At 67.9% G+C, this 17,215-nt stretch carries 11 protein-coding genes and 1 tRNA gene; 8 read left to right on the forward strand and 4 right to left on the reverse strand.

Annotated elements, in window-relative coordinates; genetic code table 11:
• The first annotated feature begins 131 nt into the window (after positions 1–131).
• The 6 genes from gabT to AC07PV_RS03515 all read left to right on the forward strand — a co-directional run bounded on the left by gabT (position 132) and on the right by AC07PV_RS03515 (position 7,497).
• A complete protein-coding gene (gabT, locus tag AC07PV_RS03490; RefSeq protein ID WP_494629401.1) occupies positions 132–1,424 on the forward strand; it encodes a 4-aminobutyrate--2-oxoglutarate transaminase in 1,293 nt (430 codons plus the stop codon).
• Positions 1,425–1,467: 43 nt separating this feature from the next.
• Complete coding sequence (locus AC07PV_RS03495; RefSeq protein ID WP_494629403.1) at positions 1,468–2,568, forward strand: ABC transporter ATP-binding protein; 1,101 nt, start codon at positions 1,468–1,470, stop codon at positions 2,566–2,568.
• Positions 2,569–2,647: 79 nt separating this feature from the next.
• Complete coding sequence (locus AC07PV_RS03500) at positions 2,648–3,679, forward strand: ABC transporter substrate-binding protein (RefSeq protein WP_494629404.1); 1,032 nt, start codon at positions 2,648–2,650, stop codon at positions 3,677–3,679.
• Positions 3,680–3,713: 34 nt separating this feature from the next.
• Positions 3,714–4,979 carry an ABC transporter permease gene (locus tag AC07PV_RS03505; RefSeq protein ID WP_494629406.1) on the forward strand — a complete coding sequence of 422 codons (1,266 nt, stop codon included), beginning with the start codon at positions 3,714–3,716 and terminating at the stop codon, positions 4,977–4,979.
• A 21-nt stretch (positions 4,980–5,000) separates the two neighbouring features.
• Positions 5,001–5,822, forward strand: a complete 822-nt coding sequence (locus AC07PV_RS03510) for an ABC transporter permease (RefSeq protein WP_218338699.1) — start codon at positions 5,001–5,003, stop codon at positions 5,820–5,822.
• Positions 5,823–6,006: 184 nt separating this feature from the next.
• Positions 6,007–7,497 carry an NAD-dependent succinate-semialdehyde dehydrogenase gene (locus tag AC07PV_RS03515; RefSeq protein WP_492805345.1) on the forward strand — a complete coding sequence of 497 codons (1,491 nt, stop codon included), beginning with the start codon at positions 6,007–6,009 and terminating at the stop codon, positions 7,495–7,497.
• Between the two features lie 83 nt (positions 7,498–7,580).
• Here the strand turns inward: AC07PV_RS03515 and AC07PV_RS03520 are convergent, their stop codons facing one another.
• Complete coding sequence (locus AC07PV_RS03520; protein WP_494629407.1) at positions 7,581–8,807, reverse strand: YeeE/YedE family protein; 1,227 nt, start codon at positions 8,805–8,807, stop codon at positions 7,581–7,583.
• 174 nt (positions 8,808–8,981) lie between these two features.
• Entirely contained in the window at positions 8,982–9,947 is a 966-nt protein-coding gene (locus AC07PV_RS03525; RefSeq protein WP_494629408.1) for a sulfurtransferase, read from the reverse strand.
• A 166-nt stretch (positions 9,948–10,113) separates the two neighbouring features.
• Here AC07PV_RS03525 and AC07PV_RS03530 point away from each other — a divergent pair.
• Positions 10,114–10,187, forward strand: a tRNA-Gly gene (locus AC07PV_RS03530).
• 101 nt (positions 10,188–10,288) lie between these two features.
• On the opposite strand, the gene AC07PV_RS03535 is transcribed toward AC07PV_RS03530, so the two are convergent.
• On the reverse strand, positions 10,289–11,203 hold the full coding sequence (locus tag AC07PV_RS03535; RefSeq protein ID WP_218338701.1) for a pseudouridine synthase: 915 nt from the start codon (positions 11,201–11,203) through the stop codon (positions 10,289–10,291).
• A gap of 300 nt (positions 11,204–11,503) precedes the next feature.
• Here AC07PV_RS03535 and AC07PV_RS03540 point away from each other — a divergent pair, with 300 nt between their 5' ends.
• Positions 11,504–13,843 (forward strand): AsmA family protein, encoded by a 2,340-nt coding sequence (locus tag AC07PV_RS03540; RefSeq protein WP_494629410.1) that lies wholly within the window; start codon positions 11,504–11,506, stop codon positions 13,841–13,843.
• 53 nt (positions 13,844–13,896) lie between these two features.
• On the opposite strand, the gene AC07PV_RS03545 is transcribed toward AC07PV_RS03540, so the two are convergent.
• Positions 13,897–17,196, reverse strand: coding sequence for an error-prone DNA polymerase (locus AC07PV_RS03545; RefSeq protein ID WP_494629411.1), 3,300 nt, complete (start codon positions 17,194–17,196; stop codon positions 13,897–13,899).
• Between the last annotated feature and the right edge of the window lie 19 nt (positions 17,197–17,215).

A 17,215-nucleotide genomic window follows, 5' to 3' on the forward strand; every position in this document is an offset into this window, starting at 1 on the left:
ATTGCCTGTACAGGATTCTAGACCTGCACAGTGCGCGCAAAACCGCACTCCGCTGTACATGGACGGTGCGCGGCGCGGCTTCCAGAATTCGCCCATTCCTTCATTCCGTGTTCACACCACCGCCCACCGCCATGCAGCAAGACCGCCACTTCACCAACGCCGCCCTCCTCGCCCGCCGCCATGCCGCCGTGGCCCGGGGCGTCGGCCAGGCCCACGACATCTTCGTCCAGAAGGCCCGCAACGCCGAACTGTGGGATGTGGAGGGCCGCCGCTTCATCGACTTCGCCGGCGGCATCGCCGTGCTCAACACCGGCCACCTGCACGCGGGTGTGATCGCCGCCGTGAAGGCGCAGCTCGACCTGTACACCCACACCTGCTTCCAGGTGGTGGCGTACGAGCCCTACGTGGAAGTGTGCGAGCGCCTGAACACCCTGGCCCCGGGTGCGTTTGCCAAGAAGAGCCTGCTGCTCACCACCGGCGCCGAGGCCGTGGAAAACGCCATCAAGATCGCCCGCGCCTACACCAAACGCCCCGGCGTGATCGCCTTCACGGGCGGCTACCACGGCCGCACCAACCTCACGCTGGGCCTTACCGGCAAGGTCGCGCCTTACAAGATCGGGTTCGGCCCCTTCCCTGGCGAGATGTACCACGCCCTGTTCCCCAACGCGCTGCATGGCGTCAGCGTGGAGCAGGCCCTGCATTCAGTGGAGCTGATCTTCAAGAACGACATCGAGCCCGAGCGTGTGGCCGCCTTCATCCTTGAACCCGTGCAGGGTGAAGGCGGCTTTTACGTGGCACCCCCCGAATTCATCACCGGCCTCAAGGCCCTGGCAGACCGCCATGGCATCCTGCTGATCGCCGACGAAGTGCAGACCGGCGCAGGCCGCACCGGCACCTGGTTTGCGTGCGAGCAGTGGCCCGTGGCGCCGGACCTCATCACCACCGCGAAATCGCTGGCGGGCGGCTTTCCGCTGTCGGGGGTGGTGGGCCGCGCCGACGTCATCGACGCCCCGGCGGCCGGTGGCCTGGGCGGCACCTACGCGGGCAGCCCCGTCGCCTGCGCCGCAGCGCTGGCCGTGATCGAAGCCTTTGAGAAAGAAAACCTGCTGGCCCGCAGCCAGGACATGGGCGCGCTGCTGGTCAGGGCGCTGAAAGGCATGGCCGCCAAAGTACCCGCCATCGGCGACGTGCGCGGGCTGGGCGCGATGGTGGCCATCGAGCTGTTCGAGAACGGCGATGTCCACCGCCCCGACGCCGCGCTGACCAAGAAAGTCGTCGCCGAGGCCGCCCAGCGCGGGCTCATCCTGCTGTCGTGCGGAACCTACGGCAACGTGATCCGCATCCTGGTGCCGCTGACCGCCTCCAACGAGTTGCTCGACGAGGGCCTGGCCATCCTGGCCGACAGCTTTGCCGCGCTGGGCTGACATGCGGCCCGGCCTTCATTCTGCTTACAAGGTGCCCCCAACCATGAACCCATCGGCAGAGCCCCTGGTCCGCTTCAGCGGCGTGCAAAAGACGTACGACGGAGAACAACTGGTGGTGCGCGCGCTGGACCTGGACATCCAGCGCGGCGAGTTCCTGAGCCTGCTGGGGCCCTCGGGCTCGGGCAAGACCACCACGCTGATGATGCTGGCGGGGTTTGAGTCCCCCACCGCGGGCGACATCCTGCTCGATGGCAAGCAGATCACCAGCACGCCGCCCCACAAGCGCAACTTCGGCATGGTGTTCCAGAACTACGCGCTGTTCCCGCACCTCACCGTGGGGCAGAACGTGGCCTACCCGCTCACCGTGCGCAAGGTGCCCAGGGCCGAGCAGGCCGACCGCGTGAAGAAGGCCCTGGACATGGTGCGCCTGACCGGCATGGCCGACCGCCTGCCCGCGCGTCTGTCAGGGGGGCAGCAGCAACGCGTGGCCCTGGCCCGCGCCCTGGTGTTCAACCCCCAGCTCGTGCTGATGGATGAGCCATTGGGCGCCCTGGACAAGCAGCTGCGCGAACACATGCAGATCGAGCTGAAGGAGCTGCACCGCCAGCTGGGCGTGACCTTCGTGTACGTGACCCACGACCAGGGCGAGGCGCTGACCATGAGCGACCGCGTGGCCGTGTTCAACGAAGGCATCATCCAGCAGCTGGCCGATGTGGAGACGTTGTATGAAGCTCCGTCTAACCGCTTCGTGGCCGGTTTCGTGGGCGACAGCACGGTGCTCACCGGCACCCTGCAGGGCGCGGGCGCCGAGACGGCCATCCAGCTGCCGGGCGGCCACCTGCTGCCCGGTGTCAACGTGAACCAGACCGCCCGGGGTGCCCCCGTGCAGGCCTGCGTGCGGCCCGAGCGCATCGTGCTGCACCCGCACTCGCACTACCCCAGGGGCTCGGCCGTCCCGGCGACCGTGGCGCGCACCATTTACTACGGCGACCACCAGCGCCTGATGTGCGACCTGGGCCACGGCCAGGAGCAGGCCGTGGTGAAACTGCCCCTGAACCCTACCGGCACGGGCATGCATCCGCAGCCGGGCGATGCCGTGCTGCTGGAGTTTCCACCGGCCTCCACGCGCATCTATGCCGTTTGAGCACTGTCCCCGCCACACCCCGTTTCCGAGCCCTGTCCCCGAGTCCCCGTTCCTCCACAACCCAAGGAAAAACTGCACCATGAAAAAAAGCCTCATCGCCTGCGCCTCCCTGGCCGCCTGCCTGGCACTGCCCAGCTTCGCGCAGCAGCAACTCACCGTCGTGAACTTCGGTGGCGCCAACGCCAACGCGCAGAAGAAGGCGTTCTACGAGCCCTACGAAAAGCTGGGCCACAAGATCGTGGCCGTGGAATACAACGGCGAGCAGGCCAAGGTCAAGGCCATGGTCGAGGCCAGGAAGGTTACCTGGGACGTGGTGGAGCTGGAATCGCCAGACGCCGCACGCGGCTGCGACGAGGGCCTGTATGAAAAGCTCGACTACAGCAAGATCGTGAGCAAGGCCGACCTGCTGCCCGCCGCCGTGTCCGACTGCGCCGTGGGCATCTTCGTGTGGTCCACCGTCATGGCCTACAACGGCGACAGGCTCAAGACCACCCCCACCAGCTGGGCCGACTTCTGGGACACCAGGAAGATCCCCGGCAAGCGCGGCATGCGCAAGGGCGCGCGCTACAACCTCGAATTCGCGCTGATGGCCGATGGCGTGAAGCCCGCCGACGTGTACAAGGTGCTCGCCACCAAGGACGGCGCCGACCGCGCCTTCAAGAAGCTGACCGAACTCAAGCCCCACATCCAATGGTGGGAAGCCGGTGCCCAGGCACCGCAGTTCCTCGTGGCGGGCGACGTGGTGCTGACCACCGTGTTCAACGGCCGCATCGACGCGGCCAACCGCGAGGGCCGCAACCTCAAGATCTACTGGCCCGGCGGCATCTATGACCTGGATTACTGGGCCATCCCCAAGGGCACGCCGAACAAGGACGCTGCGGTCAAGTTCATTGCCCACACCCTGCAGACCACCAGCCAGGCCGCCTACGCGCAGAACATCGCCTACGGCCCGGCCAACACCACGGCCCTCGCCAAGCTGGACAGGAAGGTGCTGGACGACCTGCCCACATCGGCCGCCAACGCCAAGGAAGCCATCCAGTTCGGCGTGAGCTTCTGGGCCGACCAGGGCGAAGCGCTGGAGAAACGCTTCGCCGCCTGGGCCACCCAGTAAGTCAGTAACCCGCACCCTCGGAGCGCAAGACACCATGCAAGCCTCTTCTGCCATCGCCCCCGCCGCGCTTGCGCTGGACGCCCACGCACCCGGCGCACTGCGCAAGGCGCTGTCGCGTGCCGAAGCGCGGCGCAAATGGCGGGCCTTTGCCCTGACCCTGCCCTTGCTGGTGTTCTTGCTGCTCACGCTGCTCGTCCCCATTGCCGCGCTGCTGCAGCGTGGGGTGGAGAACCCCGAGGTGGCCAACACGCTGCCCGCCACCATCGAGGCCTTGCATGGCTGGGACCGCCATGAGGCACCGGGCCCCGCTGCCTACGCCGCGCTCATGAAGGACCTGGCCCGCCTGCCCGACAGCTCTGACGCTGGCGCGCTGGCGCGCAGGCTGAACTCGGAAGTGCCCGGCGCGCGCTCGATGGTGATGGGCGCCTTCCGCGCCCTGCCCATGCAGGGCACGCCCGAATCCATCCGCGACCAACTGCTCGGCAAGGACGCGCGCTGGGGCGAAGCACCTTTCTGGCGCGCCATCGCCAAGAACGGCGCGCGCTGGACGCCCGACTACCTGCTCGCCTCGGTGGACCTGCAGCGCGATGCGCTGGGCCATGTCGAGCGCATGCCCGAGGAGCAGCGCGCGTTTGGCGGCATTTTGCTGCGCACCTTTCACATCAGCTTTGTGGTGACGCTGTTCTGCCTGCTGCTGGGCTACCCGCTGGCCTGGTGGCTGGCCTCGCTGCCCGCGCGCCAGGCCAATGTGCTGATGATCCTGGTGCTGGTGCCGTTCTGGACCTCCATCCTGGTGCGGGTGGCCGCCTGGATCGTGCTGCTGCAGTCCGAAGGCCTGGTCAATCGCGGTTTGATGGGCCTGGGCCTCATCGAGCAGCCACTGGCGCTGCTGTTCAACCGCACGGGCGTGGTGATTGCGATGGTGCACATCCTGCTGCCGTTCATGGTGCTGCCGCTGTACAGCGTGATGAAAAGCGTGCCCCCCACCTACCTGCGCGCGGCGGTGTCGCTGGGCAGCTCGCCCATCGCCGCGTTCTTTCGCGTGTATGTGCCGCAAACCTACCCGGGTGTGGGCGCGGGTGCGCTGCTGGTGTTCATCCTGGCCATCGGCTACTACGTCACCCCCGCGCTGCTGGGCGGCGCCGACGACCAGATGCTGAGCTACTACATCGCCCGCTACACCAACGTGGAAGTGAACTGGGGCATGGCCTGTGCGCTGGGCGCCCTGCTGCTGGCCGCCACGCTGCTGCTGTACGGCGTGTACCGCCGCATTGGCAAGGCAGAGCTGAGCCTGGGCTAAACACTTCTGAAGACCCTCACCATGCGCCATTTGCTCCCCCAATTCCCCCTGTACGCCACCTGGGCCGACAAGCTCGGCTGGTGGGCCGTGCGCGCCCTGTGCGTGGCCGTGCTGGTGTTTCTGCTGGCCCCCATCCTGGTGATGGTGCCGTTGTCGTTCTCCGAGAGTTCGTTCCTGGCCTACCCCATCCACGGCTGGTCGCTCAAGTGGTACCGCCACCTGTTCGATTCGCCCGAGTGGGCCCGCGCCACGCGCAACAGCTTCATCGTGGCGCCCGCGGCCACGCTGATCGCCACGGCCCTGGGCACCCTGGCGGCGGTGGGGCTGTCACGGGCGGACTTCCGCTTCAAGGGCCTGCTCATGGGCATCCTGATCGCGCCCATGGTGGTGCCCATCATCGTGGTGGGCGTGGCCACCTACCTGTACTTCGCGCCGCTGGGCCTGGCGGACAGCTATGCCGGCCTGATCATCGTGCACGCGGCGCTGGGGGCGCCGTTCGTGCTGACCACCGTGCTGGCCACGCTCGCGGGCTTCAACCACAACCTGGTGCGCGCGTCGCTGAGCCTGGGGGAAACGCCTTTCAACACCTTCTTTCGCGTCACGCTGCCGGTGATCGCGCCGGGGGTGATCTCGGGGGCGCTGTTCGCGTTCGCCACGTCGTTCGACGAAGTGGTGGTCACGCTCTTTCTGGCCGGCGCCGACCAGTCCACGCTGCCACGCCAGATGTTCAACGGCATCCGCGAGAACATCTCGCCCACCATCGCCGCCGTGGCCACGCTGCTCATCCTCTTCACCACCAGCCTGCTCCTGGCGCTGGAGTGGCTGCGCACGCGCAGGGGCTGAGCCACGGTGAAAACGGCCTGCATCCCTGCCTTCCTGAAAAACTGAAACACTGGCGACAGTGGGCCATTTCACCCGTGATAGCCTGCCCGCTGCGCCAATTTCAGGCACCCGCCGCCCTGCCCGCCTTTGCCGGCGGCGAGCCCTTGCCTACCGCTCATCAACCCACTGCATCTGGAGAAACCTCATGGACATGAAGACCTCGCCCCTCGCCTTGCTCAACGACCCCAGCCTGCTCAAGACCGACGGCCTCGTCAACGGCCGGTGGGTGGCGGGCGGCAGCCGCTTCGACGTGAACGACCCGGCCACCGGCCTCAAGCTGGCCGACGTGGCCAACCTGGGCCCCGCCGATGCCGAAGCCGCGATTGCCGCCGCCAATGCCGCCTGGGGCCCCTGGAAGACCAAGACCGCCAAGGAGCGCAGCATCATCCTGCGCAAGTGGTTCGACCTGCTGATGGCCAACCAGGACGATCTGGGCCGCATCATGACCGCCGAACAAGGCAAGCCGCTGGCCGAAGCCAAGGGCGAGGTCGCCTATGGCGCCAGCTTTGTGGAATGGTTCGCCGAAGAGGCCAAACGCGTGAACGGCGAGGTGCTGCCGCAGTTCGACAACAGCCGCCGCCTGATGGTGCTCAAGCAGCCCATCGGCGTGTGCGCCGCGATCACGCCCTGGAACTTTCCGCTGGCCATGATCACGCGCAAGGTGGCGCCCGCCCTGGCCGCCGGCTGCCCCGTGGTCATCAAGCCCGCCGAGCTCACACCGCTCACGGCCCTGGCCGCCGCCGAGCTGGCCCTGCGTGCGGGCATCCCGGCTGGCGTGTTCAACATCCTGCCCGCCGACAGCGACAACTCGATCGCCATCGGCAAGGTGCTGTGCGCGAGCGACGTGGTGCGCCACATCAGCTTCACCGGCAGCACCGAGGTGGGCCGCATCCTGATGGCGCAGTCGGCCCCCACGGTCAAGAAGATGTCGCTGGAACTGGGCGGCAACGCGCCCTTCCTGGTGTTCGACGATGCGGACATCGACAGCGCCGTGGAAGGCGCGTTCGCCAGCAAGTACCGCAACGCGGGCCAGACCTGCGTGTGCACCAACCGCTTCTACGTGCAGGAAGGCGTGTACGACGAGTTCGTGGCCAAGTTCGCCGCCAAGGTCAAGACAGCCAAGGTGGGCAACGGCTTCGAGGCCGGCGTGAACCAGGGCCCGCTGATCGAGGAAGCCGCGCTGGCCAAGGTGCAGCGCCACGTGGACGATGCCATTGCCAAGGGCGGCCAGGTGGTGGCCGGCGGCCAGCGCCTCACCAGCCTGGGCTCGGGCCAGTTCTTCGAGCCCACGGTGGTGGCCAACGCCACGGCCGACATGCTGTGCGCGCGCGAGGAAACCTTTGGCCCCTTCGCCCCAGTCTTCAAGTTCAAGACCGAGCAGGAGGCCATCGACGCGGCCAACCACACCGAGTTCGGCCTGGCCAGCTACTTCTACAGCCGCGACGTGGGCCGCATCTTCCGTGTGACCGAGGCGCTGGAATACGGCATGGTCGGCGCCAACGTGGGCATTCTGGCCACCGAGCATGTGCCCTTTGGCGGTGTCAAGCAGTCGGGCCTGGGCCGCGAAGGCTCGCACCACGGCATGGACGACTATGTGGAGATCAAGTACCTGTGCCTGGGCGATATCCAGAAGTGACCGGCCCCGGGCCGGGTACCTTTTTGATATGTTTTTGATAGCTGCCCGCGCTTTCTGGATAAGCGCTGGCGGCCAAAAATGCACTAATTCGCCCCCCATCCCTGGCGCCACGGGGCGGCCTTCGCGCGCAGGCCCGCCCATACCGCGAAGAACACCGCCGCCCCAAACACCCAGCCTGACAGCGCTCCGGCCATGCCGCCCGACAGCAGCGTGCCCATGGTGCAGCCCAACCCCGTCATCGCGCCCCAGCCCAGCAACACGCCGCCCGACAGCCCCCGCGCGGCATCGCGCCAGGTGGGCCAGCGGGGGGCCAGCTGGCGGCTGGCCAGCGCCGCGACAAAGGACCCCGCCACCAGCCCTGCCAGCAGCAAGGCATTGGGCGTGAGCCAGGTGGCTTGCGGCAAGGTGGCGCAGCCCGCGAAGCCGTCGAGCCCATCGAGCCGATCGGGAATCCACCCCTGCCCTTGCGCCCACTGGCGCGCCGCGCGGCCCAGCGTGGCCGTCACGCCCAGGGGCCGCATGCGCACGATGGCAAACGTGCCGATCAGCCCCACGGCCAGGCCACCCACCCAGTAGTGCCAGCGCCCGGTCCACAGGTTGCGCCACACGGTGACCAGGCCGGGCACGGGCTTCACCACCCCGGGTGCATCGCCCGCCGCGCCCTCGTGCGCAAAGCCACGCCACAGCCAGGCGCCCACCAGCGCCAGAGCGCTCCATTGCACCAGCAGCGCGCCCCCATACCCCAGGTGCGCGGGCAGCCACACCACGGGCGCATCGGCCACGCTCCAGCTGTACAGCGCATTCCAGGTCCTGAAGCCCGCGATGAAACCCAGCGCGGAGCCCAGCAGAGCGAAGGGCGACACCGCCGAGCCCTCGGCGAGCCGGTACCAGTGCGCGCTGATGCAGGAGCCCGAGACCACCATCCCCGCGCCAAACGAAAGCCCCGCCGCCACCAGCACCCAGCTCACCGGGCCGATGTGCATGTCCGGCGGCAGCTTGCCCGGCTGCGGCACGGGCAGCCAGCCGCCCAGCACCACGGTATGGCCCAACACGCCCACGGCCAGCGCCAGCACGATGGCCAGCAGCCCGCGCGGGTTGCGGTCTTCGAACCAGTCGCGCGCGTGGCAGTAAAAACAAAAGCGCGAACGCTGCAGCACGACGCCAAGCACCGCGCCACAGGCCAGCGCAAACACCAGCGTGCGCCCGCCCGCCTGGCCCTGCAGCCACGGGACGGCCGCCAGCAGGGCGGCCAGCAGCGCCAGCGCGATATAGGAGGAAGTGGCTGGAACAGTGCGCAATGGAAGGCTCATGGGTCGTCGATGGTTCGCTGTGTGGCCCGCGCGGCCATCGCGGGCACCGAGAAAAAAAGCCCGCACGAAGCGGGCTGTAAAGGAGACCCCTACCAAAAAATCGTGGCCTTTCGCCGTCTCCCGATCGCCGCTTCATTCACCCCCTCAATCCCGGGCGTGGCACGGCCCGCGGGCTCATTTGGCCGCCCAGACGGTGCCCGCCGGATTCGTGATGGGAACGCCCACCGAGTTGCCATATTCCGTCCAGGAGCCGTCGTAGTTCTTCACGCTGTAGCCGAGGATCCTGGACAGCGCGAACCAGGTGTGGCTGGAGCGCTCGCCGATGCGGCAGTAGGTGATGATGGGCCGGCTGCCGTCCACGCCCGCGCTGGCATAGAGCTTCCTGAGCTCGTCGGCGGACTTGAAGGTACCGTCCTCCCTCACCGCCTGCCCCCATGGCACGTTGGCCGCGCCTGGAATGTGGCCCGCGCGGATGCTGAGCTCCGGCACACCGGCAGGCGCGAAGATCTTGCCGGTGTATTCATCCGCCGAGCGGATATCCACCAGCTTCGCATTGCTCTTGCCCTCGGCGGCGGCCAGCGCGTCCGCCAGGCGTGCGCGCAGCTGGGTATTGACCTGGCCCACCCTGTAGCTGCTGGCGGCGAACTCGGGCACGCGGTTGTTCAGGGGCAGGTTCTCGGCCTCCCACTTCTTGCGCCCGCCGTCGAGCAGCTTGACGTTCTTCACGCCGTAGATGTCGAACACCCAGGCCCCCCAGGCCGCAAACCAGTTGTTGGTGTCGCCATACAGCACCACCGTGGTCTCGGGCGACACGCCAGCCCTGGACAGCAGCGCCTCGAAGCCTTCCTTGCCCACGATGTCGCGCCGCACGCGGTCGTTGAGGTCCTGGTGCCACGAGAAATTGACCGCCCCAGGCACATGGCCCCGCTCGTACAGGCCCGGGTTCACGCTCACCTCGACGATGCGCACCTGCTGGTTGTCGAGGTTCTGCGCGAGCCATTCGGTGGTCACCAGGGGGCCAGCGGGAATGGGAGTGGCGGCCCACAGCGCTTTGCAAAAGAGCACCGTGCTTCCTGCCACGCAGGCGCGAAGCCAGGCACGCCAGCCTGATGGCATTGAGGAATTGCGTTGCATTGTCATTCGCGTCCTTTCGGTGAAGAGCCTGCGCCGCGCTGCAGGTGAAAGGAATTTAGAGCCCGCAGTGCATCAGACCAACCAACAAGATCGGCTATGCATATGCGTTTTGCGCGTTTGCACCAGGCGCCCGTCGGGGACCGGGCGGATGCTGCCTATAATTGCAGGCTTCGCGGGTGTAGTTCAATGGTAGAACGGCAGCTTCCCAAGCTTCATACGAGGGTTCGATTCCCTTCACCCGCTCCAGATTCTGAAACCTGCCCTGCATTGCTGCATGGCAGGTTTTTTTATTTGCGTCACCCGCAAGCCCTGCTGTACCTTGGCGGCGTCTCTTTAAAATCCAGCCCTCAGGGCAGGCCCAGCCGCTGCCCGCTCTCGAACACCCGCCGCGCACCCGACAGCGGGTCCACGAACTCCAGCGAGCGCGCCAGAAGCTGCAGCGGCCGTGAATAGTCGCCCTCGGGCGGATCGTTGACGACCGGGTAGAACGGGTCGTTGCGCAGCGGCAGCCCCAGGGCCGCCATGTGCACCCGCAGCTGGTGGCGCTTGCCCGTGACCGGCGACAGGCGGTAGCGCGCCCACCCGCTCGCGCCTGCCACGTCCAGCACCTCGATGCGCGTGTGGCTGTTGGGCTCGCCAGGGACTTCCTGCATGCGAAAGAACTGCGGGCTTTCCTCCAGCCGGCTGATGTGCTCCCGCGGAAAGGCGACATCCGCGCGCCAGGGGGCGATCGCGTCGTAGTGCTTGGTGATCTGGCGGTCGCGGAACAGCGCCTGGTAGGCCCCGCGCGTGCGCTGGTGCACCGACAGCAGCACCAGGCCCGCGGTGTCCCGGTCGATGCGGTGCAGGGGCGAAAGCTCCGGCAGGCCCAGCTGGCGCTTGAGCCGCACGAGCAGCGTGTTGTGAAGGTAGCGGCCGGACGGTGTCACGGGCATGAAATGCGGCTTGTCGGCCACTACCAGGTGCTCGTCCTGGTAAAGCACCGTTTCCGTGAAGGGCAGCGCGGGCTCCGCGGGCAGGCTGCGGTAGTAGTACAGCCTGAGGCCGCCTTCAAACGGGCGAGCGGGCGCCACGGGGTCGCCGCGCTCATCCACCACGTCGCCCGCCTGCATGCGCCGCAGCCACTCCTCACGGGCCACCGCCGGGAGCCGCCGCGCCAGGAAGTCGAGCATGCTGCCCTGCCCCTGGCTGGGCAGCACCACGCAGCTGGGCCCCACGCCATCGCGCACGGCAGGGGCATGGGTATGGCGGGGGTTGTGCATGGTGGGCACATTTTATGAACCCTCTCCTTCGATGCCGCACAACCCGTCTGCACCCGAGAAGGCAGCCCCCTTGACCTTGCGCGGACCCGCCGGGGCCCACGGGCATGCGGGGTTCTTGCCCCTGTAGGACAAGGGCTGCAGTTGCGCCCGTGCTGCTGCGATACGCGCCGATGCGGGCTAGCATGAACGCCAAAAGGCCCCGTGGACGCGCACACCGCTCCCCCTGGGCCGGATGCGCTTACCGCTGAAAACACGCCCAACAGCCCCACTCCACCCCCACGCTGCCCGCCGACTGCCTTCATGCCATCCACACCTGCCGCGCCTTCCACCGACATGCCTAGCCCCGCCGTGGCCCAGGCCCGCCAGCGGCCTGCATCCGGCATCGGGAGGCGCCTTGTGGTGTGGACCTTGTGGGCCGTCGGGCTGGTGGCGATGGTGCTGGTGCTGCTGGGGGTCCTGCTCGCCTGGATCGACTGGAACCGCGCGAAGCCCTGGGTCAATGAAAAAGTGAGCGAAGCCACGGGCCGGCACTTTGCGATCGAAGGTGACTTGTCCGCGCAATGGCGCTGGCCCCAGCCCCTGGAAGAAGGGTGGCAGCGCTGGGTGCCGGACGTCACGGTGAAGGCCGAACGCCTGGTGATGGACAACCCCTCCGGATTCACGCCCCCCTTCCAGCGTGCCAATGGCAAAGCGGCTTCAAAAGGCGCAGCCGGCCCGGCCGAGACGGCCGGCAAGACCGACGGCAGCCCAGCCACCATGGCCCGCATCGGCAGCGCGACCGCCACCGTGCGCCTGCTGCCCCTGCTGGGGCGGCATCTTTCCATCGACACCGTGGCGCTCACCGGCCCCCAGGTGGCGCTGGCCCGCACGGCCAGCGGTGCGAGCAACTGGACCTTCGAGCGCAAGGACGGGCCCAGGAGCGGATGGAGCTTCGAAGTGGACCGGCTGGTGGTCCACCAGGGCGTCCTGGCCTATGCCGACGGCATGAAGGACCTGGACCTGCAGGCCCGCATTGACACCACCGAGCCGGTGCTCCCCGGCGGGCCGGCGGCCACGCCATCCGGCACCTCCGCCGCCGCATCGACCCCGGCGCAGCCCGCGCTGGCGCGGGCATCCTCATCCGCGAGCGCCGCTGCCTCCGGGGCCGATGCGGCGGCGGGGCCGGTGCCCTATGGCCTGCGCTTCGAACTGCAGGGCCGGTATGCCAAGGCCCAGGTCAGGGGCCAGGGGCGAGCGGGCCAGGTCATCAGCCTGCGCAACAAGGTGGTGAACTACCCCCTTCAGATCGACGCCAGCGCCGGCAGCGTGTCGCTGTCGGCGCAAGGAATTCTGGCCAACCCGGGCGCATTGTCCGGCCTGGACTTCCAGGTCCGGCTCAAGGGCGGCAGCATGGCCGACCTGTACGACCTGACCGGGCTGGTGCTGCCCAACACCCCGCCCTTCGAGACCACCGGCCGGCTGACCGGGAGCCTGGAGCCCGAACGGGCGGTCTGGGAATACAACGGCTTCCGAGGCAAGGTGGGCCAGAGCGATCTTCAGGGGTCGCTCAAGTACACGTCGGGCAAGCCGCGCCCACGGCTCACCGGGACGATGGCGTCCAACCAGTTGCGCCTGGCGGACCTGGGGCCGACCATCGGGACCACCAAGTCCGACAACACGCACCGTGGCCGCGACCAGCGTGGCAAGGTGCTGCCGGACTCCAAGTTCGCGGCCGAGCGCTGGAATGCCATGGACATGGACATCGTGTTCAAGGGCCGCCACATCATCCGCCCCGAGAGCCTGCCGCTGGAAGACCTGAGCGTGCGGGCCGTGATGGAAAACGCGCAGCTCAAGCTCGCGCCCCTCACGTTTGGCGTGGCGCAGGGCAAGATCGAATCGCAGGTGAGCATCGACGGGCGCGCCGCGCCCTTGAAGGCGCAGATACGCGGCACCGTGCAGGGCTTGCAGCTTTCGGCGCTGTTCCCCAAGGTACAGCTCATGCAGAAGAGTTTTGGCCACATGGACGGCGCCATCGCACTGGAGAGCCGCGGCAACAGCCTGGCCGGATTGCTGGGCCAGGGCACGGGCGAGATGCGCCTGTACGTGCGGGACGGCACGCTGAGCAAGCAGATGCTGGACCTGGCCGCGCTGAACGTGGGCAGCATCATCGTGGGCAAGCTCTTTGGTGAAAACAAGGAAGTGCACCTGCGCTGCGCGGTGGCCGATTTCACGGTGGTGGACGGCCTGGCGACCACGCGCGTGGTGAAGATGAGCACCGAAGACGCGATCATCGAGGCCACCGGCACCATCGACCTGGGCACCGAGGAGATGAACCTGCGCATCAAGCCCGAGTCGCTGCAATGGAAGTTCTTCTCGCTGCGCTCGCCCTTGTACGTGAAAGGCACGTTCGGCGACCCGAAGGTCGGCGTGGAAGCCGGCCCGCTGCTGCTGCGCGCGGGCGCGGCGGTGGTGGCAGCGGCCGTGGCTCCCGCCGCGTTGGCGCTGGTGCCCATCACCGTGCCCGCGGCCGACGACGACACGCATTGCAAGCCCCTGCTGGATCTCGCCAGGGAACCCGTCAAGCCCGGCGCCCAGGGGGCCGCGGGCACCGCCTCGCAACCCGCGCGGCAGGCCGCCAGCAAAGCATCGCCCGCGCGCTGACCTGACCGGACGGCGCCCGCTCAATTGCGGGTCAGGGGGGCCACCCTCCTTCATCAATGGAAATCGCGGCTCCCCTGCAGCGCATGGGCCATGCGGCCGAGCAGCGGGGTCAGGTCCTTGAAACGCTGGGCCACCAGGTGACGCACCACCGTGGGTGCCGGCGCCTGCGGGGACGATGGCGGAATGGAACCCGGGGCGGGCGCGCCGCCGCCTTCCGGCACGCTGCACTGCCACATGCCTTCCACCGCCAGCAACTGCGAGCGCAGCAGCGCGTTGCGCCAGGTGTCCACCAGCGCGGGCCACACGATCACATTCACGGGGCCGGTCTCGTCTTCGAGCGTGACGAACATCGTGCCCTTGGCCGTGCCGGGGCGTTGGCGCACGGTGACGATGCCGCAGGCGCGCACCTTGCGGCCATGGGGCACGGCATTCAATTGCAGCGCGCTCAGCAGGCGCCAGCGGTCCAGGCGCGGGCGCAGCAGGGCCAGCGGGTGGCGGCGCAGCGTGAGGCCGGTGGCGGCGTAGTCGAACAGGATTTCCTCCCCTTCGGGCGCGGCTGGCAAGGCAAGCGGCGCTTCGTGCACGGGCACATCGCGCAGCAACGCGGGGGCGGGGTGCTGCGCGGCAGCGTCCCACATCTGCTGGCGCCGGTGGCCCGAAAGGCTGGCCAGGGCATCGGCAGCGGCCAGGGCCTGCAGGTCCTGCGGGCTCAGGCGGGCCCGCAGGGCCAGGTCTTCGGTATTGGCAAAGGCAGGGCCTGCGACGCGGACTTGCACCAGGCGTTTGGCAGCCTCTTCCTGCAGGCTGCCCACCAGCCGCAGGCCGAGGCGCACAGCAGGCTGCGGTAGCAGCGGCGTGGGCAGCCCCTTGGCAGGTCGCAAGTATTCGGCCGGACCTTCCAGCGTGCAATCGTGGTGGCTGAGGGTCACGTCGATGGGCAGCACGCGCACGCCGTGGCGGCGCGCGTCCTGCACCAGTTGTGAGGCGGTGTAGAAACCCATGGGCAGCGAGTTGAGCAGCGCGGCCAGAAAACACGCGGGCTCGTGGCATTTGAGCCAGCTGCTGGCATAGGCCAGCAAGGCAAAGCTGTGGGCGTGGCTTTCGGGAAAGCCGTATTCGCCGAAGCCCAGCATCTGCTGGAAGATGCGGTCGGCGAATTCGGCGGCATAACCACGGGCGACCATGCCGTCTTTCAACGGCTTTTCAAACCGGTGCACGCCCCCCTTGCGCTTCCAGGCCGCCATTGAGCGGCGCAGGTCATCGGCTTGGCCCGGCGTGAAACCGGCGGCATCGATGGAGATCTGCATCACCTGTTCCTGGAAGATGGGCACACCCAGCGTGCGTTCGAGCGCGTTGCGCAGCTCCGGGTACTCCAACGAAAAAGGCTCCTTGCTGCCCGCACTGCGCATCTGCCGCTCGACCTCTCGCGCCTTCAGGTACGGATGCACCATGCCACCCTGGATGGGCCCGGGCCGCACGATGGCCACCTCCACCACCAGGTCGTAGAACTTGCGCGGCCGCAGGCGCGGCAGCATGCTCATCTGCGCGCGGCTCTCGATCTGGAACACGCCCACGGTGTCGGCGGCGCAGATCATGTCGTAGGTGGCAGGGTCTTCGCGGGGGATGCCCTTGAGATCCCAGCGCTCACCCCGCAAGGCATCGCGCAAATCCAGGCAGCGGCGCAAGGCACTGAGCATGCCCAGGGCCAGCACATCGACCTTGAGCAAGCCCATGGTGTCCAGGTCGTCCTTGTCCCACTGGATGACGGAACGATTCTCCATGCTCGCCGGCTCCACCGGCACCAGGCGCGTGAGCTTGCCCTGCGTGAGCACGAAACCGCCCACATGCTGGCTCAGGTGGCGCGGAAAGCCTTTCAGGTCCGCCGCCAGTTCCAGCCACAGCTGGGCCGTGTGCCGGTGCAGCGGTGCGCCCAGGCTTTCCGCCAGTTCCTGCAGCCGGTCGGTGGCGAACTGTTCGTCAAACCAGTGGTGGTCCTTGGCGAAGGCATCGACCAAGGCCGGCGCCACGCCCAGTGCCTTGCCCACATCGCGCAGGGCACTGCGCGTGCGGTAGGTGGTGACCACGGCAGCGATGGCGGCGCGCTCGCGGCCGTATTTTTCGTAGATGTACTGGATGACCTCCTCGCGCCGGTCGTGCTCGAAGTCCACGTCGATGTCGGGCGGCTCCTTGCGCTCCTTGCTGATGAAGCGCTCGAACAGCAGGTTGGTGTTCTCGGGCGGGACGGCCGTGATGCCCAGCATGTAGCAGACCACCGAGTTCGCCGCCGAACCGCGCCCCTGGCACAGGATCCCCTGGCTGCGCGCGTAGCGCACGATGTCATGCACCGTGAGGAAGTACATCTCGTACTGGCAGTGCGCGATCAGATCCAGCTCCTTGCGGATCTGCACCCACACCTTCTCTGGCGCGCCTTGCGGGTATTCACCTCGCACGCCCGCATCCACCAGCCAGGCCAGGGCCTGTGCGGGCGTCATGCCGGCGGGCACGGTCTCCAGCGGGTACTGGTACTTGATTTCATCCAGGCGGAAAGTGCAGCGCCCCGCCACCGTGAGCGTGGCGTCCAGCAACTCGGGCGGGTAGATGCCCGCCAGCCGCACGCGCCGGCGCAGGTGGCGCTCGGCATTGGGCTGCAGCGCAAAACCACATTCACCCACGCTGCAGCCCAGGCGCACGGCGGTGATCACGTCCTGCAGCGGCTTGCGCGAACGGGCGTGCATGTGCACATCGCCCGCTGCCACCAGTGGCAAGCCCAGCGCCGCGCCCGCACGCTGCAGCGTGGCCAGCCACAGGCTGTCGTCCGGGGCCAGGTGCAGCTCGACCGCCAGCCAGAGATGGCCGTCAAAATATGAGCCAAATTGGCCTTTGGCGCTGGATAGGCAAGCGCTGACAGCTATCAAATCAGAAGCATCAAAGCCATGCCGGCAGGGGAACAGCAACAATTCGCACCCCTTCAAAGCCGCCCATGGGCTGGCCGCGCCCACGTGGTACTGCCCCTTGGGCGCGGCCGCGCGGGCGGCGGTGATGAACTCGCACAGGTTGCCCCAGCCCTCGGCATCCCGCGCCAGCACCACCACCCGCAGATCACCCCACACAAACTCGCTGCCCACGATGAGGTGCAAGCCGCATTCCAGGGCCGCCTCCCAGGCCCGCACCACGCCCGCGACGGAGCATTCGTCGGTCAGTGCCAGCGCCCGGTAGCCCAGCTCCAGCGCACGCGCCACGAGTTCCTGCGGGTGCGATGCCCCGCGCTGAAAGCTGAAGTTGGACAGGCAATGCAGCTCGGCGTAGTCCGGCAACCCGGCCACAGCGGCATTCCCTGGCATGGGCGAAGACATGGTGAAACTCCCTGGCGCC

Source organism: Acidovorax sp. GW821-FHT09A11, from assembly GCF_059418365.1.

Bases quoted from the DNA above. Each gene is read 5' to 3' on its own strand.
- AC07PV_RS03500 (WP_494629404.1), top strand. From the start codon at position 2,648: ATGAAAAAAAGCCTCATCGCCTGCGCCTCCCTGGCCGCCTGCCTGGCA.
- AC07PV_RS03525 (WP_494629408.1), bottom strand. From the start codon at position 9,947: ATGACAATGCAACGCAATTCCTCAATGCCATCAGGCTGGCGTGCCTGG.
- AC07PV_RS03505 (WP_494629406.1), top strand. From the start codon at position 3,714: ATGCAAGCCTCTTCTGCCATCGCCCCCGCCGCGCTTGCGCTGGACGCC.
- gabT (WP_494629401.1), top strand. From the start codon at position 132: ATGCAGCAAGACCGCCACTTCACCAACGCCGCCCTCCTCGCCCGCCGC.
- AC07PV_RS03495 (WP_494629403.1), top strand. From the start codon at position 1,468: ATGAACCCATCGGCAGAGCCCCTGGTCCGCTTCAGCGGCGTGCAAAAG.
- AC07PV_RS03545 (WP_494629411.1), bottom strand. From the start codon at position 17,196: ATGTCTTCGCCCATGCCAGGGAATGCCGCTGTGGCCGGGTTGCCGGAC.
- AC07PV_RS03540 (WP_494629410.1), top strand. From the start codon at position 11,504: ATGCCATCCACACCTGCCGCGCCTTCCACCGACATGCCTAGCCCCGCC.
- AC07PV_RS03510 (WP_218338699.1), top strand. From the start codon at position 5,001: ATGCGCCATTTGCTCCCCCAATTCCCCCTGTACGCCACCTGGGCCGAC.
- AC07PV_RS03520 (WP_494629407.1), bottom strand. From the start codon at position 8,807: ATGAGCCTTCCATTGCGCACTGTTCCAGCCACTTCCTCCTATATCGCG.
- AC07PV_RS03535 (WP_218338701.1), bottom strand. From the start codon at position 11,203: ATGCACAACCCCCGCCATACCCATGCCCCTGCCGTGCGCGATGGCGTG.
- AC07PV_RS03515 (WP_492805345.1), top strand. From the start codon at position 6,007: ATGGACATGAAGACCTCGCCCCTCGCCTTGCTCAACGACCCCAGCCTG.